This window comes from Microbacterium sp. NPDC087591 (assembly GCF_044743625.1).
In the GTDB taxonomy this organism is placed as follows: Bacteria; Actinomycetota; Actinomycetes; order Actinomycetales; family Microbacteriaceae; genus Microbacterium.
This window is the reverse complement of sequence record NZ_JBIUWU010000001.1, coordinates 540,803-554,494: the sequence shown is the minus strand read 5'-3', so window position 1 is coordinate 554,494 and position 13,692 is coordinate 540,803. Positions and strand designations below refer to the sequence as shown.

Genomic DNA, 13,692 nt, shown 5'->3' with positions numbered 1-13,692 from the left:
CGTGTCCGATTTCCGCCAGTGCGTGTCGGGGGCGCGTGACAGAGTGGGGGCATGAGCCTTCCCCTGACCGACTTCGACGAGCGGTATCGTGCCATCAGCGCACGCGACACCCGCTTCGACGGGCAGTTCGTGACGGCCGTGAGTTCGACCGGCATCTACTGCCGTCCGAGCTGCCCCGCCCGCACCCCGAAGCCGCAGAACGTGACGTTCTATCCGACCAGCGCGGCCGCCCACGAAGCGGGCTACCGCGCGTGCAAGCGCTGCCTTCCCGAGGCGGCGCCCGGGTCTCCGGCATGGGATGTCCGCGGCGACACGGCGGCGCGCGCCATGCGCCTGATCGCCTCCGGCGTCGTGGAGCGCGAGGGGGTGCCCGGCCTGGCCGCGCGTCTCGGATACTCGAGCAGGCACCTCACCCGGCTCCTCACGACCGAGCTCGGCGCCGGGCCGCTGGCGCTCGCGCGCGCGCATCGGGCGCACACCGCACGGATGCTGCTGGTCGGCACCGACATGGCCGTCTCCGACGTCGCCTTCTCGGCGGGCTTCGCCAGCATCCGGCAGTGCAACGACACGATCCGCGAGGTGTTCGGCCTCACCCCGGGGGAGCTGCGGGCGCGACGGCGCCTGCCGGCGTCCGCCGTCCCCGGAGCCATCGACCTCGTGCTGCCCTACCGCGGCCCGCTCGACGCGAGCGGGATCTTCGCCTGGATGTCGGCGCGCGCGGTCGCGGGGGTCGAGGAGGCGGGAGAGAACTCGTTCTCCCGCCACCTGCGCATGGACGGAGGTCCGGCGTGGTTCGAGGTGCGTCAGGATGAGTCGGCGCGTCTGCATCTGCGCGCTCGTGTCGCTCGTCTGGGTGATCTCGCGCCCCTCGTATCGACCGTGCGGCGGATCTTCGACCTCGACGCCGATCCGCTCGCGATCGACGAGGCGCTCTCCGCGCACGCCGAGTTGGCGCCGCTGGTGGCCCGCACCCCCGGCATCCGGGTGCCCGGATCGGCCGACCCGCACGAGATGCTCATCCGCGCGATGATCGGGCAGCAGATCACGGTGGTGGCCGCACGCACCGCGCTCACGGCGCTCACCGAGGCGCTGGGAGAGCGCACCGAGAACGGGCTGCTGTTCCCCACCATGTCGGCGATCGCCGAGCACGGCGCCGAGGTGCTGCGCGGCCCTGCCGCCCGCATCCGCGCCATCACCGGCGCCGCCGCCGCGCTCGCCGACGGGTCGCTCGCACTCACCGTGGGAGACGACGGTCCCACGCAGCGCGCGGCACTGCTGGCGATGCCGGGCATCGGACCGTGGACGGCCGACTACGTGCGCATGCGCGTGCTCGGCGACCCCGACGTGCTGCTCCCCGGCGACGTGGCGCTGCGGGCCGGGGCCGCGGCCTCCGGCCTTCCCGGCGACCCGCGCCCGCTCACGGCGTGGGCCGAGCGCACGGCTCCCTGGCGCAGCTACCTCAGCGCGCACCTCTGGCGCGCGGCCCCCGTACGGCAACCGGCGGCCCGGCGGACCGCATCCGCGCGCCCGTCGATCCGCGTCGAAGACACGACCTCCAAGGAGACATCATGACCGCGATCATCCAGACCATCGACACCCCCGACGGTGCCTTCACGATCCTCGCCGACGACCGCCAGCGTGTGCTCTCGTCCGGGTGGACCACCGACGTCGAGGCCATCCTCGGGCGCCTGTCCGCCGCTGCCAGGCCCGCGCAGGTCCGCGAAGGCGAGACGGATGCCGCTGACGCCGCGCTGGCCTACTACGCCGGCGACCTCTCCGCGATCGACGCCGTGGCGGTGAAGCAGTCCGGCACGGTTCTGCAGCTCACCGGCTGGTCGCAGCTCCGCGCCATCGCGCCGGGGGAGCCGCTGACCTACACGGGCTTCGCCGCACGGTTGGACAACCCGCGGGCGGTGCGCGCGGCGGCATCCATCTGCGCTCGCAATGCACCGGCGCTGTTCGTCCCGTGCCACCGGGTGCTGCGCACGGACGGCACGCTCGGCGGCTTCGCCTGGGGGATCGACGTCAAGGAGAGCCTGCTGGCGCGTGAGTCGATCGGGCGCTGAGCCGAGGAGTTCGCCTCGCCGCGGGAATGACTCTTGCGCTCAGCTGGTTCACAGGAATAGGCTGGTGGGCTGTCGCGCCGACCGGACGACATCGCCGAGCCCCTGAGGAGGACACCATGACCACGATCTTCGTCACGCAGATCGCAGCTCTCGGCTCGACCCCGGTGCGTCCGCTCGGTTAGAGCCGCATCGCGCGCCCGATCAGGGCCAGCCGCATCGGATGCCGGGCCTCCAGGGCCTGCTCTCGCATCCGCCTCTCCTTCCTCACCCGCTCTTCGCTCGAAACTCTCTGAGAGACATGTCTTCCTCGCCTTCTTCGCAGACCACCGCGTCTTCCCTGTCCACTCCCGCCGCGCTGTGGCGGCTGAAACCCTTCGTGAAGCCCGTCATCTGGCGGCTCGCCGGGGGTGCTGCCAGCGCCCTCATCGCGGCCGTCATCGCCCTCATGATCCCCATCGTGCTCGAGCAGATCATCAGCGGACCCGTCCGCGACGGTGAGATCAGCGCGATCATCTGGGGAGCTCTCGCGGTCTTCGCGCTCGCTCTCGGCGAGGCCCTCATGGTCTGGCTGCGACGCCAGTTCGTGCTGAACCCGGCCACCGAGGTCGAGTACAAGATGCGCACCGAGCTCTACTCGCGTCTGCAGACCCTGCCGGTGTCGTTCCACGACCGGTGGGGCTCCGGCCAGCTGCTCAGCCGCATGATGCAGGACATCGGTCTCATCCGCCGCTGGCTCGCGTTCGGACTCGTGCTGCTCGTGGTCAACATCCTCACGATCATCATCGGCTCGGTGCTGCTGTTCCGCTGGCACTGGCTGCTCGGCACGATCTTCCTCGTCACGGCGATCCCGCTGTGGATCCGCGGCTACCTGTTCGAGAAGCGCTACGGCGCGCTCACCCGGCGCAGCCAGGACCAGGCCGGTGACCTCGCCACCAGCGTCGAGGAGAGCGTGCACGGCATCCGCGTGCTGAAGGCGTTCGGTCGCGGGAAGCACGCGCTCAGCCGCTTCAGCCGCCAGGCCGAGACCCTGCGCGAGACGGAGATGAGCAAGGCTCGCGCGATCGCGTCGATCTGGTTCTGGCTCGACCTCATGCCGCAGATCGCCTTCGGCCTCAGCCTGATGTCGGGTATCTGGCTGATCTCGCAGGGGCAGATCGGCGAGGCCCAGCTGTTCGCGTTCTTCGCGATGGCCGTGGTGCTGCGCTGGCCCATCGAGTCGATCGGCTTCCTGTTCTCGTTCATGCTCGACGCCCGCACGGCCACCGACCGCGTGTTCGACATCTTCTCCGAGACCAACACCATCACCGACCCGGAGAACCCCGTGCACATCGCGAGCCCGCGCGGAGAGCTCGCCTTCGAGAACGCGCACTTCCGCTATCAGGACGCCGGTGCGCACGAGCGCGATCTGCTCGACGGCATCGACCTGGTGCTGCGTCCCGGCGAGACGATGGCGCTGGTGGGACTCACCGGCAGTGGCAAGACCACGCTCACGACCCTCCCCACGCGTCTGTACGACGTGACCGGCGGCAGGGTCACGCTCGACGGTGTCGACGTGCGCGACCTCCCGCTGTCGGAGCTCCGACAGCACATCGCCATGGCCTTCGAAGACGCCACGTTGTTCTCGGCGACCGTTCGAGAGAACGTGCTGCTCGGGCGCGCCGAGCTCGACGTGCACAGCGAAGAGGGCGAGCGCGTGATGCGTGAAGCGCTGCAGGTGGCTCAGGCCGGCTTCGTGGACTCGCTGCCCGACGGTGTGGAGACCGTGATCGGCGAGGAGGGGCTCAGCCTCTCGGGAGGTCAGCGTCAGCGACTCGCCCTCGCCAGGGCGGTGGCGGCGAACCCGAAAGTCCTCGTGCTGGACGACCCGCTGTCGGCGCTCGACGTCGACACCGAGGCGCTCGTGGAGGAGGCTCTGCGCCACGTGCTCGCCGAGACCACGGCCATGATCGTGGCCCACCGGCCGTCGACCGTCGCACTCGCCGACCGCGTCGCGCTGCTCGAGGCAGGACGCGTCACGGCGGTGGGCACCCACTCCGAGCTGCTGAAGACGAGCCGCCACTACCGGCACGTCATCTCCAGCCTGGAGGCCGAGGAAGCGGCACGCACCGGGGCGATCCCGGTGGTCCGCGATGAACAGACCGAGATCGCCGATGAGGTCCGCGAGGGCCTGGGAGCGGCGTCCGCCGACGATGCGTCGATCACCGACAAGGAGGTGCAGCGATGAGCTCCGCCATCACCGGAACCCAGGACGAGGACCGCTCGCGGTACACGCGCGAGGAGAGCGCGGCGATCCGTCGTCGGTCGCTCCGGCTGCTCGGATCCCTGGTCAGCCCGTTGAAGCTGCGGATCGTCCTCGCCGCCGTCGTGCTCGTGATCTCGACCGCGCTGCAGGTCGCCGGTCCGATCCTCATCAGCATCGGCCTCGACCGCGCGCTGCCCGCGGCGATCGAACAGGCCGACTGGATGCCGACGTTCATGATCGGCGGCATCTATCTGCTGGCGGGTGCCCTCGCCGCTGTCCTGATCGCCTGGTACGTCATCATCGCCGCCAAGCTGACCCAGGCGGTGCTGCTGGATCTGCGCAAGCGGATCTTCCTGCACACCCAGCGCCTCAGCCTGGAGTTCCACGAGTCGTACACGTCCGGCCGCATCATCTCGCGGCAGACCAGCGACCTCGACTCGATCAAGGAGCTCCTCGACGGCGGCCTGAACGAGCTCGTCTCCGGCGTGCTCTTCGGACTCTTCACGTTCATCGCCCTGTGCTTCTGGGACTGGCAGTCCGGACTGATCCTCGCGATCGGCGGCGTGCCGCTGTTCTTCCTGATGCGCTGGTTCTACTCGCGCTCGCAGCTCGTCTACCGGGAGTCGCGCGTCATCAGCGCGAAGGTGATCGTGCAGTTCGTGGAGACCATGACCGGTATCCGCGCCGTGAAGGCGTTCCGCAAGGAGCCGCGCAATGACGTGGCGTTCCAGGAGGTCGCGGGGGACTACCGCGATGTCAACCGCCGCTCGATGCTGCTGTTCGGCACGTTCGAGCCGGGGCTCATGGGAGTGGCCGCGCTCGTGCTCGGCATCGTCGTGCTGTGGGGCGGCATCCGCGTCTCCGAGGGGGTGCTCACGGTCGGTGTGCTGCTGTCCGCCGTGCTGTACGTGCGCAACTTCTTCGCGCCCATGCAGGAGATCGCGATGTTCCTGAACTCCTACCAGTCCGCCACCGCGGCGCTGGAGAAGGTGTCCGGAGTGCTCGAGGAGGTGCCGACCGTTCCGGACCCCGAGAAGCCGGTCGACCTGTGGGAGTCCCGCGGACACATCGAGTTCGACGAGGTGACCTTCGGCTACAACGGCGAGAAGACGATCCTCCCGAACTTCTCGCTCGACATCCCAGCGGGCCAGACGATCGCGCTGGTGGGCACGACCGGTGCGGGCAAGTCCACGCTGGCGAAGCTGATCTCGCGCTTCTACGACCCCTCGCTGGGGCGCGTGACGCTCGACGGCATCGACCTGCGTTCGCTGCACCCGAAGGATCTGCGTCGCGCCATCGTGATGGTGACGCAGGAGGCCTACCTGTTCAGCGGCACCGTGGCGGACAACATCGCGCTCGGCAAGCCCGACGCGACGCTGGACGAGATCAGGGCGGCAGCCCGCGCGGTCGGCGCCGACGAGTTCATCTCGTCTCTGCCAGACGGCTACGGCACCGACGTGAACAAGCGTGGTGGCCGGGTGTCGGCGGGTCAGCGCCAGCTGATCTCGTTCGCCAGGGCGTTCCTCGCCGACCCGGCGGTGCTGATCCTCGACGAGGCCACGGCATCTCTCGACATCCCGTCCGAGCGGCTGATCCAGGATGCCCTGCAGACGCTGCTCAAGGATCGCACCGCGATCATCATCGCGCACCGTCTCTCGACGGTCGCGATCGCCGACCGGGTGCTGGTGATGGAGCACGGCGAGATCATCGAGGATGACACCCCCGCAGCCCTGATCGGCGGCACCGGCAAGTTCGCGCAGCTGCACGCGGCGTGGCAGGAGACCCTGGTCTAGGCCTAGCGCGCAGGTTCCGCGGCCTTTGTGAAGTTCGGCGGCCACATCGTGCGGATGTGGCCGCCGAACGTGCATCCGGCCGCAGAAGTGTCGGCGCCGGTCACCGTCTGCGCGTCGCCGGAGGGAGATGCAGGCCGCGCGCGATGGCCGCAGCGACCGTGCGTTCGACGCCTGCCCAGTCGTGCAGGATCTGCGCGTAGGTGAATCGGATCACGGTGTACCCGCGCAAGCGGAGTTCGGCGTCGTGCGCGACATCCCGGCCGCGGTCGGCAGAGCGCGAATGATGAGCGAAGCCGTCGAGCTGGATCACCAGGTGGCTCCCGAGCACGACATCCACATCATGTCCGGCGAGGCGCACCTGCTGGCGGATCGGGATGCCCCAGCCGCTCAGACGGACGACGAAGACGGTCTCCAGGCCCGAATCCGACCTTCCGCGGACGGCGTGCGCGAGTTCGCGTGACGCGCGATCGCGCCAGCGCACCGCCCGCAGGGATGCGACGTCGAGGGACTCCCGCTTCATCGCCGATTCCCAGATCGTCATCGCGTCCTCGTAGTCGAAGCATCGCGCGACGTGGGCCAGAGCATCCTCGATGGACGCCACCAGAGCTCTGGGGCCGACATCGACCAGAGGCTCGGACCAGTGCAGCACCGCGTCACCGGTGTGGCGATGCGCGTTCGCCCCGACGTGCAGGTGGGTTCCGGCCGGCGCATCCTCGGGAATCCACCAATCCCTTCGCCGGGCGAGCGAGAGGCACGTGAGCCTGGCGGATGCGGCGGCGGCCGCGCGGAGATCCTGCGGTGCAGCCGTGGTGGCGATCCACTTCGCACGGATGCGCTCCACCTCACCACGGCGGATCGCCGCTCTGATCCGAGACGGTGGATACCCGTGCTCCCGCGCATCCTCACGGTGCACGATGCCGCCTCGAGTCGTCACCCAGGTCCTCAGGTCCATCCCGACAGCATCATGTCCGGAGGCTCGCCCCGATGACGGTCTGCGCGGTGTCTGCGCACAGGTATGCACGGGATGCCGATGTGCAGAGTCAGTGGGTGCCGGTGGGGCCGAGCTCGCGGCGACCGGAATGACGGAGGGATGCAGGTTCTGCGGCCGGAGGTGGGGCATGCGGCCGCAGAACCTGCGCGAGGCCGTAGAACCTGGGCTGAGACTCGCCCCTCAACAGCGCCGAGGCAGTCTGCGACCGGAGGGGCACTGGGTAGCATCGAAGAATGGACCCGTTGATGCTCGTCGCCGAGTGGTGGTGGATCGCGCCCGTCGCGGCCGGCGGGGTCACTGCGGGGGCGATCGGCATGCGCCGTCGTTCCCGCTCGAGCGGCCGACGTCTCGCGGTCGACGCGGCCCGTCATGATCTGAAGATCGCACAGACGGCGATCGTCGAGAAGAAGGCTGCGGTGAAGGTCGCCAGGGCCGACGTGGCACACGTGTCCGCCGAACGCGCTGCGCGCCGCGCGACGCCGGAGCAGGTCGCCAGTGCCAAGCGGATGCTGCGCGACGCCGAGCGCGACGTGAAAGCCGCAGCAGCCGACATCAAAGCCAGGCAGGCGCGGCTGCAGGCGGCCCGTGCGGCCATCCCCGCCGCGTCCGCACCCCGGCCCCTTGATCGGCTGCGGTCCGACCACGACGCGATCGTGGTGCAGTGGATGCAGTACGAGACCGATCCGGCGCGTCAGATCGCGTATCCCGCCATGACCGACGTGAAGCAGCCGGCGACGGCCGCGTACCTCCGGGCGGCCGGTCGCGCGACCGATCTTCGCCGCGAGGCCGGCGATCGGCCGACACCCACGGAGTTCGCGGCCTACCGCGACGGTGTGGCGCAGCTCGCGCGGGCGTTCGAGATCGCCGAGCACGCCGCTCGTGTCGCGGCAGGCGAGCGCTCCGCAGCGCCCGCGTGGCAGGACGCGGCGCAGGATGCCATCAGCCGCTCCGCCGAGGCCATCGACCGGGCCGCCGAAGCCGCGGCGACGGCCTTCACCGCGTGGACCGCGCGGGGACGCAAGCCTCCGCGCCCCCCGCGCGACGACGCCTGATCCCGCGCTACGCCCCGACCGTCCGGGTGCGCACCAGCTTCCGGTACCAGTGGCCCGAGTCCTTGACCGTGCGTTCGAGCGAGTCGAAGTCGACGCGCACGATGCCGAAGCGCTTGGCGTAGCCGTAGCCCCACTCGAAGTTGTCCAGCAGCGACCACACGAAGTAGCCGCGCAGATCCACGCCGCGATCGAGAGCCCGGTGCGCCGCCGTGAAGTGGCGCCGCAGGTAGTCCGTGCGCTCGGGGTCGGGCACGGAGCCGTCGTCGGCGACCTCGTCATCGAACGCGGCACCGTTCTCGGTGACCATGAGCGGCTGCGCGGGGAACTGCTCCGACAGCGACACCAGCAGCTCTTCCAGTCCCTCCGGCGCGATGTTCCAGCCCATCGCCGTGTACGGCCCCGGCTGCTCGACGAACTCCACGATCCGGTCGCTGCCCGGCCAGGCGGTGCCGCCGGTGGTGCCCTTGTGGCCGTCGTTCTGCTGCTGCTCAGAGACGCCGTCCCACAGCCGCACGGTCGCGGTGGAGTAGTAGTTCACGCCCAGCACGTCGATCGGCTGGTTGATCGTCGCGAGATCGTCGTCCGCGACGAAGCTCCAGTCCGTGACCTCCGCGGTGTCGGCGAGCAGGTCTGCCGGGTACTCGCCGCGCAGCATCGGGCCGGTGAACGCGCGGTTCGCGAGGGCGTCGATGCGACGGACGGCCTCGGCCGATCCCTCGCCCTGCCCTCGGAGCACGTGGAAGTTCAGGGTCACGGAGTAGTCGGGATCGCCGGTCGAGGTCGCGCGCAGCGCCTGAACCGCGCGTCCGTGCGCGAGGTTCAGATGGTGCACGGCGGAGAGCGCGGATGCCGGTTCGTGACGCCCCGGCGCGTGGCCGCCCTGGCCGTAGCCGAGGTAGGCGGAGCACCAGGGCTCGTTGAGCGTGGTCCAGGTGTGCACGCGATCACCCAGGGCCGTGCCCATGATCTCGGCGTAGCGCTCGAAGGCGTCGGTCGTGGCGCGCGACGTCCAGCCGCCGGCATCCTCCAGGTACTGGGGGAGGTCCCAGTGATACAGCGTCGCGACCGGGCGGATGCCGCGTGCGAGCAGTCCGTCGACCAGGCGCGAGTAGAAGTCGATCCCCGCCTGGTTGACGTCGCCTGCGGCGGTGGGGACGATGCGCGGCCACGCGATCGAGAAGCGGTACGCCTGCAGACCGAGGTCCGCCATCAGGTCGAGGTCTTCGTCGACGCGGTGGTAGTGGTCGCACGCCACGTCGCCCGTGTCGCCGTTCCAGACCTTCCCCGGCGTCCGGCTGAACGTGTCCCAGATCGAGGGAGTGCGACCGTCCTCGGCCGCGGCGCCTTCGATCTGGTATGACGCGGTCGCGGAGCCGAACGTGAAGCCCTCGGGGAACACGAGGCCGGAGCCGCGGTAGTCGTCTCGCGGGATGAGCGGCGTGGTCATTCGGTGATCTCCTCGAGGTCGACGGTGTAGGTCTCGGCGCGACCTGAGGGATCGGTCACGGTCACCGAGGCGGTTCCCGTGCCGCCCGCGAAGACACGCAGCTGCAGTCCGTCATGGTAGTCGTACTCCGGGCCGTCCACACGGGCGCCCCAGGGCAGAACGGTGCCGGGGCGCACGTACAGCGGCAGGGAGTCGTAGCCGTGCGTCTCCCGTCGCCACGTGCCACCGGTCAGCCGCTCTCCCGTCAACAGCGAGGTCCACTCCCCGGCGGGCAGGTAGAACTCCACCTCGCCGTCGGCAGAAAACACCGGAGCGACGAGCAGGCTCGATCCGAGCATGTACTGCCGATCCAGGTAGCCGGCTGCGGGATCGTCGGGGAACTCGAGCGCCATCGGCCGCATCAACGGCACACCCGTGCGCGCGGCGTCGAGCCCGTGCTGGTAGAGGTATGGCATCAGCCGCATCTTCAGGTGCGTGAAGCGGCGGGTGACCTCCACGGCCTCGTCGTCGAAGGCCCACGGCACGCGGTAGGAGCTCGAGCCGTGGAACCGGGAGTGCGAGCCCAGCAGTCCGAATGCGGTCCAGCGCTTGAAGACACCCGCATCCGGTGTGCCCTCGAAGCCGCCGATGTCGTGGCTCCAGAACGCGAAGCCGCTCAGCGCGAGCGAGAGACCGCCGCGCAGGGTCTCCGCCATCGACGTGTAGGTCGAGGTGGAGTCGCCGCCCCAGTGCACCGGCATGCTCTGTCCTCCGGCCGTCGCCGACCGCGCGAACAGCACGGCGTCGCCCTCACCACGCGCATCCGTGAGCACGTCGAACACCGCACGGTTGTAGAGGTCGGTGTAGCGGTTGTGCATGCGCTCCGGGTCCGCGCCATCCGCCCAGACGACGTCGGTGGGGATGCGCTCGCCGAAGTCGGTCTTGAAGCAGTCGACGCCCTGAGCGACCAGGCGCCGCAGATGCCCCTGGTACCAGGCGGCCGCGTCGGGGTTCGTGAAGTCGACCAGGCCCATGCCGGCCTGCCACAGGTCCCACTGCCACACCGAGCCGTCGGCGCGCTGCACCAGGAAGCCCTGATCCGCGGCCTCCCGGAACAGCGGGGAGCGCTGTGCGATGTACGGGTTGATCCAGACACAGACGCGCAGATCCTTCTCGTGCAGGCGCGAGAGCATCCCGTCGGGGTCGGGGAAGACCCGCGGATCCCACTCGAAGTCGCACCAGTTGAACTCGCGCATCCAGAAACAGTCGAAGTGGAACACCGACACCGGCAGTTCACGTGCCGCCATCTCGTCGATGAAGGAGTTCACGGTCTGCTCGTCGTAGTCGGTGGTGAAGCTCGTCGACAGCCACAGGCCGTACGACCAGGCGGGCACGACCGGCGGACGACCGGTGAGCGCGGTGTAGCGCCCGAGCACATCCTTGGGCGTGGGGCCCGCGATCACGAAGTACTCGAGCTGTTCGCCCGACACCGAGAACTGCACGCGCTCGACGGCCTCGGAACCGATCTCGTAGGAGACGTGGCCCGCATCGTTGACCAGCACGCCGTAGCCGCGGTTGGACAGATGGAACGGCACGTTCTTGTACGCCTGCTCCGAGGAGGTGCCGCCGTCGGCGTTCCACACCTCCACCGACTGACCGTTCTTGACCAGGGGGCCGAAGCGCTCGCCGAGCCCGTAGATCAGCTCTCCGACGCCGAGATCGAGCTGCTCGTGCACGAAGGTGGTGGCCGCGGGGGTTCCCCCGCCCTGTCGTGCGTTGCTGACGATGCCGGGGTCGACCTGCGCGTCCGCGGTCAGCTGCACGTAGCCCTGGGCCTTGCTGCCGCTACCGGTGACCCGTCGTCCGTCGACCTCGAAGGAGAGGTCCCAGGGAGCGCCGGGGGAGACCTTCGCCACGAGACCGCCGGCGTCGAGGACTCCGCCGCTTTCGGTGAGCGACGTCGTCGCTGTCGAGGCACCGGCGCCGGGAAGGGGGAACCCGCCGTGCCAGCGCCCACCGGTGTGATGCGCGATGCGCACGCGGATGACGCCCTCGGCGGGCGACGACAGCGTGGTCGTCAGCACCGGCCGGTTGAGCACGTCTCCGCGCTTGCCGATCACCATGGTGGGGGCGGTGACGACGAGGCCGGGGCCGTCGGGGGTGTCTGCGGTCTCGGCGATGTCGTAGGCCTCCTGCGCGTAGAGCGCCGTGACGCCGGGGCGCAGCTGCCAGAACCCGTCGGTGAACTTCATTACTTGACTGCTCCTGCCGTGATGCCACGCGTCAGCGTGCGCTGGAAGATGAGGAAGAAGATGAGCGTGGGGATGATGCCCAGCAGCGCCGAGGCGCTGGTCGTGGTGACGTCCATGAGCCGATCACCCTGCAGCACACTGATCGCCACCGGGACGGTCTGGTTGGCGTTCGAGGCCAGGAAGGTCAGCGGGATCAGGAACTCGTTCCACGTCCAGATGAAGAAGAAGATGAGCAGCACCGACAGCGTCGGGCGGCTGATCGGGAAGACCACGCGCCAGAGGATCTGCCAGCGGGTCGCCCCGTCGAGCGATGCCGCCTCGAGGATCTCCTTGGGGAAGGTGCCGTAGACCGACGAGAGCAGGTAGGTGCCGAAGGCCGCCTGGATCACCGTGAACACGATGATCACCGCCCACACGTTGTCGTAGAGTCCGACGGATTTGAACATGTAGTACAGCGGGTAGAGCAGCGCCTCCTGCGGGAGCAGGTTCGCGAGCAGGAAGAGCAGCACGATCCACGAGCGGCCGCGGACGCGTCCGATGCCGATCGCGAAGGCGTTGAGCATCGAGATCACGACGGCGAGCACCGCGACGATCCCGGAGATGAAGATCGAGTTCCACACCTTCTCGGGGAAGTTGACGCGCTCCCAGAACTTGGTGATGCCGCCGAAGTCGAGCGTCTCGGGGAAGGCGAGCGGCCCGGACGTCGCGTAATCGACGGGTGACTTGAACGAGTTCACCAGCACGAGGTAGAACGGCGCGATCACCAGGAGAGCGCCGACGATGACGAGCGCCAGGAGCAGCCAGTCCACCGGGCGCTTCTTGGTCATGCCCCCGCGGGGGCGGCTCTTGCCCGGTTTTCCGGTCACGATGGCAGTCGTGGCGTGCATCACAGGCCCGCCCTTTCCTTGCGTTCGAGGGAGTTCTGCACGCGGATGAAGATGATCGACACGATGACCACGACGATCGTGAGCACGGTGGCGATGGTGGCGCCGTAGCCGACGTTCCGCTTGGTGAAGAACTCCTGGTAGGCGTAGTACGCGGGCACCAGGGTGGCGCCGGCGGGTCCGCCGCGGGTGATGATGTAGACCGGGCCGAAGACCTTGAGCGCCGCGATCGTGCAGGTCAGGGTGACCACGAAGATCTCCGGACGGATGATGCTCATGGTGATGGCGGTGAAACGCTGCAGCCAGTTGGCGCCGTCGAGCTCGGCTGCCTCGTAGAGCTCGGGGTCCACGCGCTGGAGGGCTGCCATGAACACGACGACTGGATACCCCAGCTGCACCCAGACCATCACGAGCATCAGTACGATCAGCGCCGACGGCATCTGCCCCAGCCAGTCGTAGGCGGGGACGCCGAACGCGCCGAGGATCTGGTTGAGCGCGCCGTCACCGCCCGGGCGTACGATCCAGCCGATCACGATGCCGGCGACGGCGATCGGCAGGATCTGCGGGAGGTAGTAGGTCGCCCGCAGGAAGGCGCCGACCTTGCCGCCGAACTTGCGCCCCACGACGTCGAACAGGAGCGCGGCGACGATCAGTCCGACGATCGTCGGCACGACCACCATCGCGAGGATCATCCACACGGAGTTCGTGAACGATGTCCAGAAGTCGCTGTCGGTCAGGATCTTCTGCCAGTTCCCGAGACCGATGAACTCGGGGGCGCGCACGCCCTTCCACTTCGTGAAGGTCAGGTACACGTTCCAGATGAGCGGCACGATGACGATGACCAGCAGCAGCACGAAGCCGGGGAGCAGGTAGAGCCAGTACCCGCCGGTTCCACCGCTGCGCTGTGGGATCGACGGTTCTTCCGGGGGGAGCGCCGTGCGGCGCTCACGGGTGGCGAGAGACATGTTCAACTCCAGGAGGATGCG

General features: G+C 69.1%; 10 protein-coding genes. 5 read left to right on the top strand and 5 right to left on the bottom strand.

What is annotated here, in order from left to right; translation table 11 throughout:
- Window positions 1–51 precede the first annotated feature (51 nt).
- The 4 genes from ACIOVG_RS02570 (at window position 52) to ACIOVG_RS02555 (ending at window position 6,101) form a co-directional block, all read left to right on the top strand.
- Entirely contained in the window at window positions 52–1,572 is a 1,521-nt protein-coding gene (locus tag ACIOVG_RS02570; RefSeq protein ID WP_400868741.1) for a DNA-3-methyladenine glycosylase 2 family protein, read from the top strand.
- Complete coding sequence (locus ACIOVG_RS02565) at window positions 1,569–2,066, top strand: methylated-DNA--[protein]-cysteine S-methyltransferase (protein ID WP_400868739.1); 498 nt, start codon at window positions 1,569–1,571, stop codon at window positions 2,064–2,066. The genes ACIOVG_RS02570 and ACIOVG_RS02565 overlap by 4 nt, the downstream gene beginning before the upstream one ends.
- A gap of 298 nt (window positions 2,067–2,364) precedes the next feature.
- On the top strand, window positions 2,365–4,290 hold the full coding sequence (locus ACIOVG_RS02560) for an ABC transporter ATP-binding protein (RefSeq protein ID WP_400868737.1): 1,926 nt from the start codon (window positions 2,365–2,367) through the stop codon (window positions 4,288–4,290).
- Entirely contained in the window at window positions 4,287–6,101 is a 1,815-nt protein-coding gene (locus ACIOVG_RS02555) for an ABC transporter ATP-binding protein (protein ID WP_400868735.1), read from the top strand. Before ACIOVG_RS02560 ends, ACIOVG_RS02555 begins: the two co-directional genes overlap by 4 nt.
- A 100-nt stretch (window positions 6,102–6,201) precedes the next feature.
- On the opposite strand, the gene ACIOVG_RS02550 is transcribed toward ACIOVG_RS02555, so the two are convergent.
- Window positions 6,202–7,035 carry a DUF559 domain-containing protein gene (locus ACIOVG_RS02550; protein WP_400868733.1) on the bottom strand — a complete coding sequence of 278 codons (834 nt, stop codon included), beginning with the start codon at window positions 7,033–7,035 and terminating at the stop codon, window positions 6,202–6,204.
- A gap of 290 nt (window positions 7,036–7,325) precedes the next feature.
- Between ACIOVG_RS02550 and ACIOVG_RS02545 the strand changes: the two genes are divergently transcribed.
- On the top strand, window positions 7,326–8,144 hold the full coding sequence (locus tag ACIOVG_RS02545; protein WP_400868731.1) for a hypothetical protein: 819 nt from the start codon (window positions 7,326–7,328) through the stop codon (window positions 8,142–8,144).
- Between the two features lie 7 nt (window positions 8,145–8,151).
- Here ACIOVG_RS02545 and ACIOVG_RS02540 read toward each other — a convergent pair whose 3' ends face one another.
- Genes ACIOVG_RS02540 through ACIOVG_RS02525 form a run of 4 tightly spaced genes read right to left on the bottom strand, consistent with a single transcriptional unit; the run spans window position 8,152 to window position 13,671 of the window.
- Window positions 8,152–9,591: a GH1 family beta-glucosidase gene (locus tag ACIOVG_RS02540; protein ID WP_400868729.1), complete on the bottom strand. Its 1,440-nt coding sequence runs from the start codon at window positions 9,589–9,591 to the stop codon at window positions 8,152–8,154.
- Window positions 9,588–11,822: an alpha-xylosidase gene (gene yicI, locus ACIOVG_RS02535; RefSeq protein ID WP_400868727.1), complete on the bottom strand. Its 2,235-nt coding sequence runs from the start codon at window positions 11,820–11,822 to the stop codon at window positions 9,588–9,590. The genes ACIOVG_RS02540 and yicI overlap by 4 nt, the downstream gene beginning before the upstream one ends.
- The gene (locus ACIOVG_RS02530; RefSeq protein WP_247629414.1) at window positions 11,822–12,709 is read right to left on the bottom strand and encodes a carbohydrate ABC transporter permease; all 888 of its coding nucleotides are present in this window, start codon (window positions 12,707–12,709) and stop codon (window positions 11,822–11,824) included. Before ACIOVG_RS02530 ends, yicI begins: the two co-directional genes overlap by 1 nt.
- Window positions 12,709–13,671, bottom strand: a complete 963-nt coding sequence (locus ACIOVG_RS02525) for a carbohydrate ABC transporter permease (RefSeq protein WP_400868724.1) — start codon at window positions 13,669–13,671, stop codon at window positions 12,709–12,711. The genes ACIOVG_RS02530 and ACIOVG_RS02525 overlap by 1 nt, the downstream gene beginning before the upstream one ends.
- Window positions 13,672–13,692: the final 21 nt, after the last annotated feature.

What these genes read in the sequence shown, in the direction of transcription:
- ACIOVG_RS02555 (WP_400868735.1), top strand. Translation starts at nt 4,287, where the DNA reads ATGAGCTCCGCCATCACCGGAACCCAGGACGAGGACCGCTCGCGGTAC.
- ACIOVG_RS02530 (WP_247629414.1), bottom strand. Translation starts at nt 12,709, where the DNA reads ATGCACGCCACGACTGCCATCGTGACCGGAAAACCGGGCAAGAGCCGC.
- ACIOVG_RS02560 (WP_400868737.1), top strand. Translation starts at nt 2,365, where the DNA reads ATGTCTTCCTCGCCTTCTTCGCAGACCACCGCGTCTTCCCTGTCCACT.
- ACIOVG_RS02540 (WP_400868729.1), bottom strand. Translation starts at nt 9,591, where the DNA reads ATGACCACGCCGCTCATCCCGCGAGACGACTACCGCGGCTCCGGCCTC.
- ACIOVG_RS02525 (WP_400868724.1), bottom strand. Translation starts at nt 13,671, where the DNA reads ATGTCTCTCGCCACCCGTGAGCGCCGCACGGCGCTCCCCCCGGAAGAA.
- yicI (WP_400868727.1), bottom strand. Translation starts at nt 11,822, where the DNA reads ATGAAGTTCACCGACGGGTTCTGGCAGCTGCGCCCCGGCGTCACGGCG.
- ACIOVG_RS02545 (WP_400868731.1), top strand. Translation starts at nt 7,326, where the DNA reads ATGGACCCGTTGATGCTCGTCGCCGAGTGGTGGTGGATCGCGCCCGTC.
- ACIOVG_RS02570 (WP_400868741.1), top strand. Translation starts at nt 52, where the DNA reads ATGAGCCTTCCCCTGACCGACTTCGACGAGCGGTATCGTGCCATCAGC.
- ACIOVG_RS02565 (WP_400868739.1), top strand. Translation starts at nt 1,569, where the DNA reads ATGACCGCGATCATCCAGACCATCGACACCCCCGACGGTGCCTTCACG.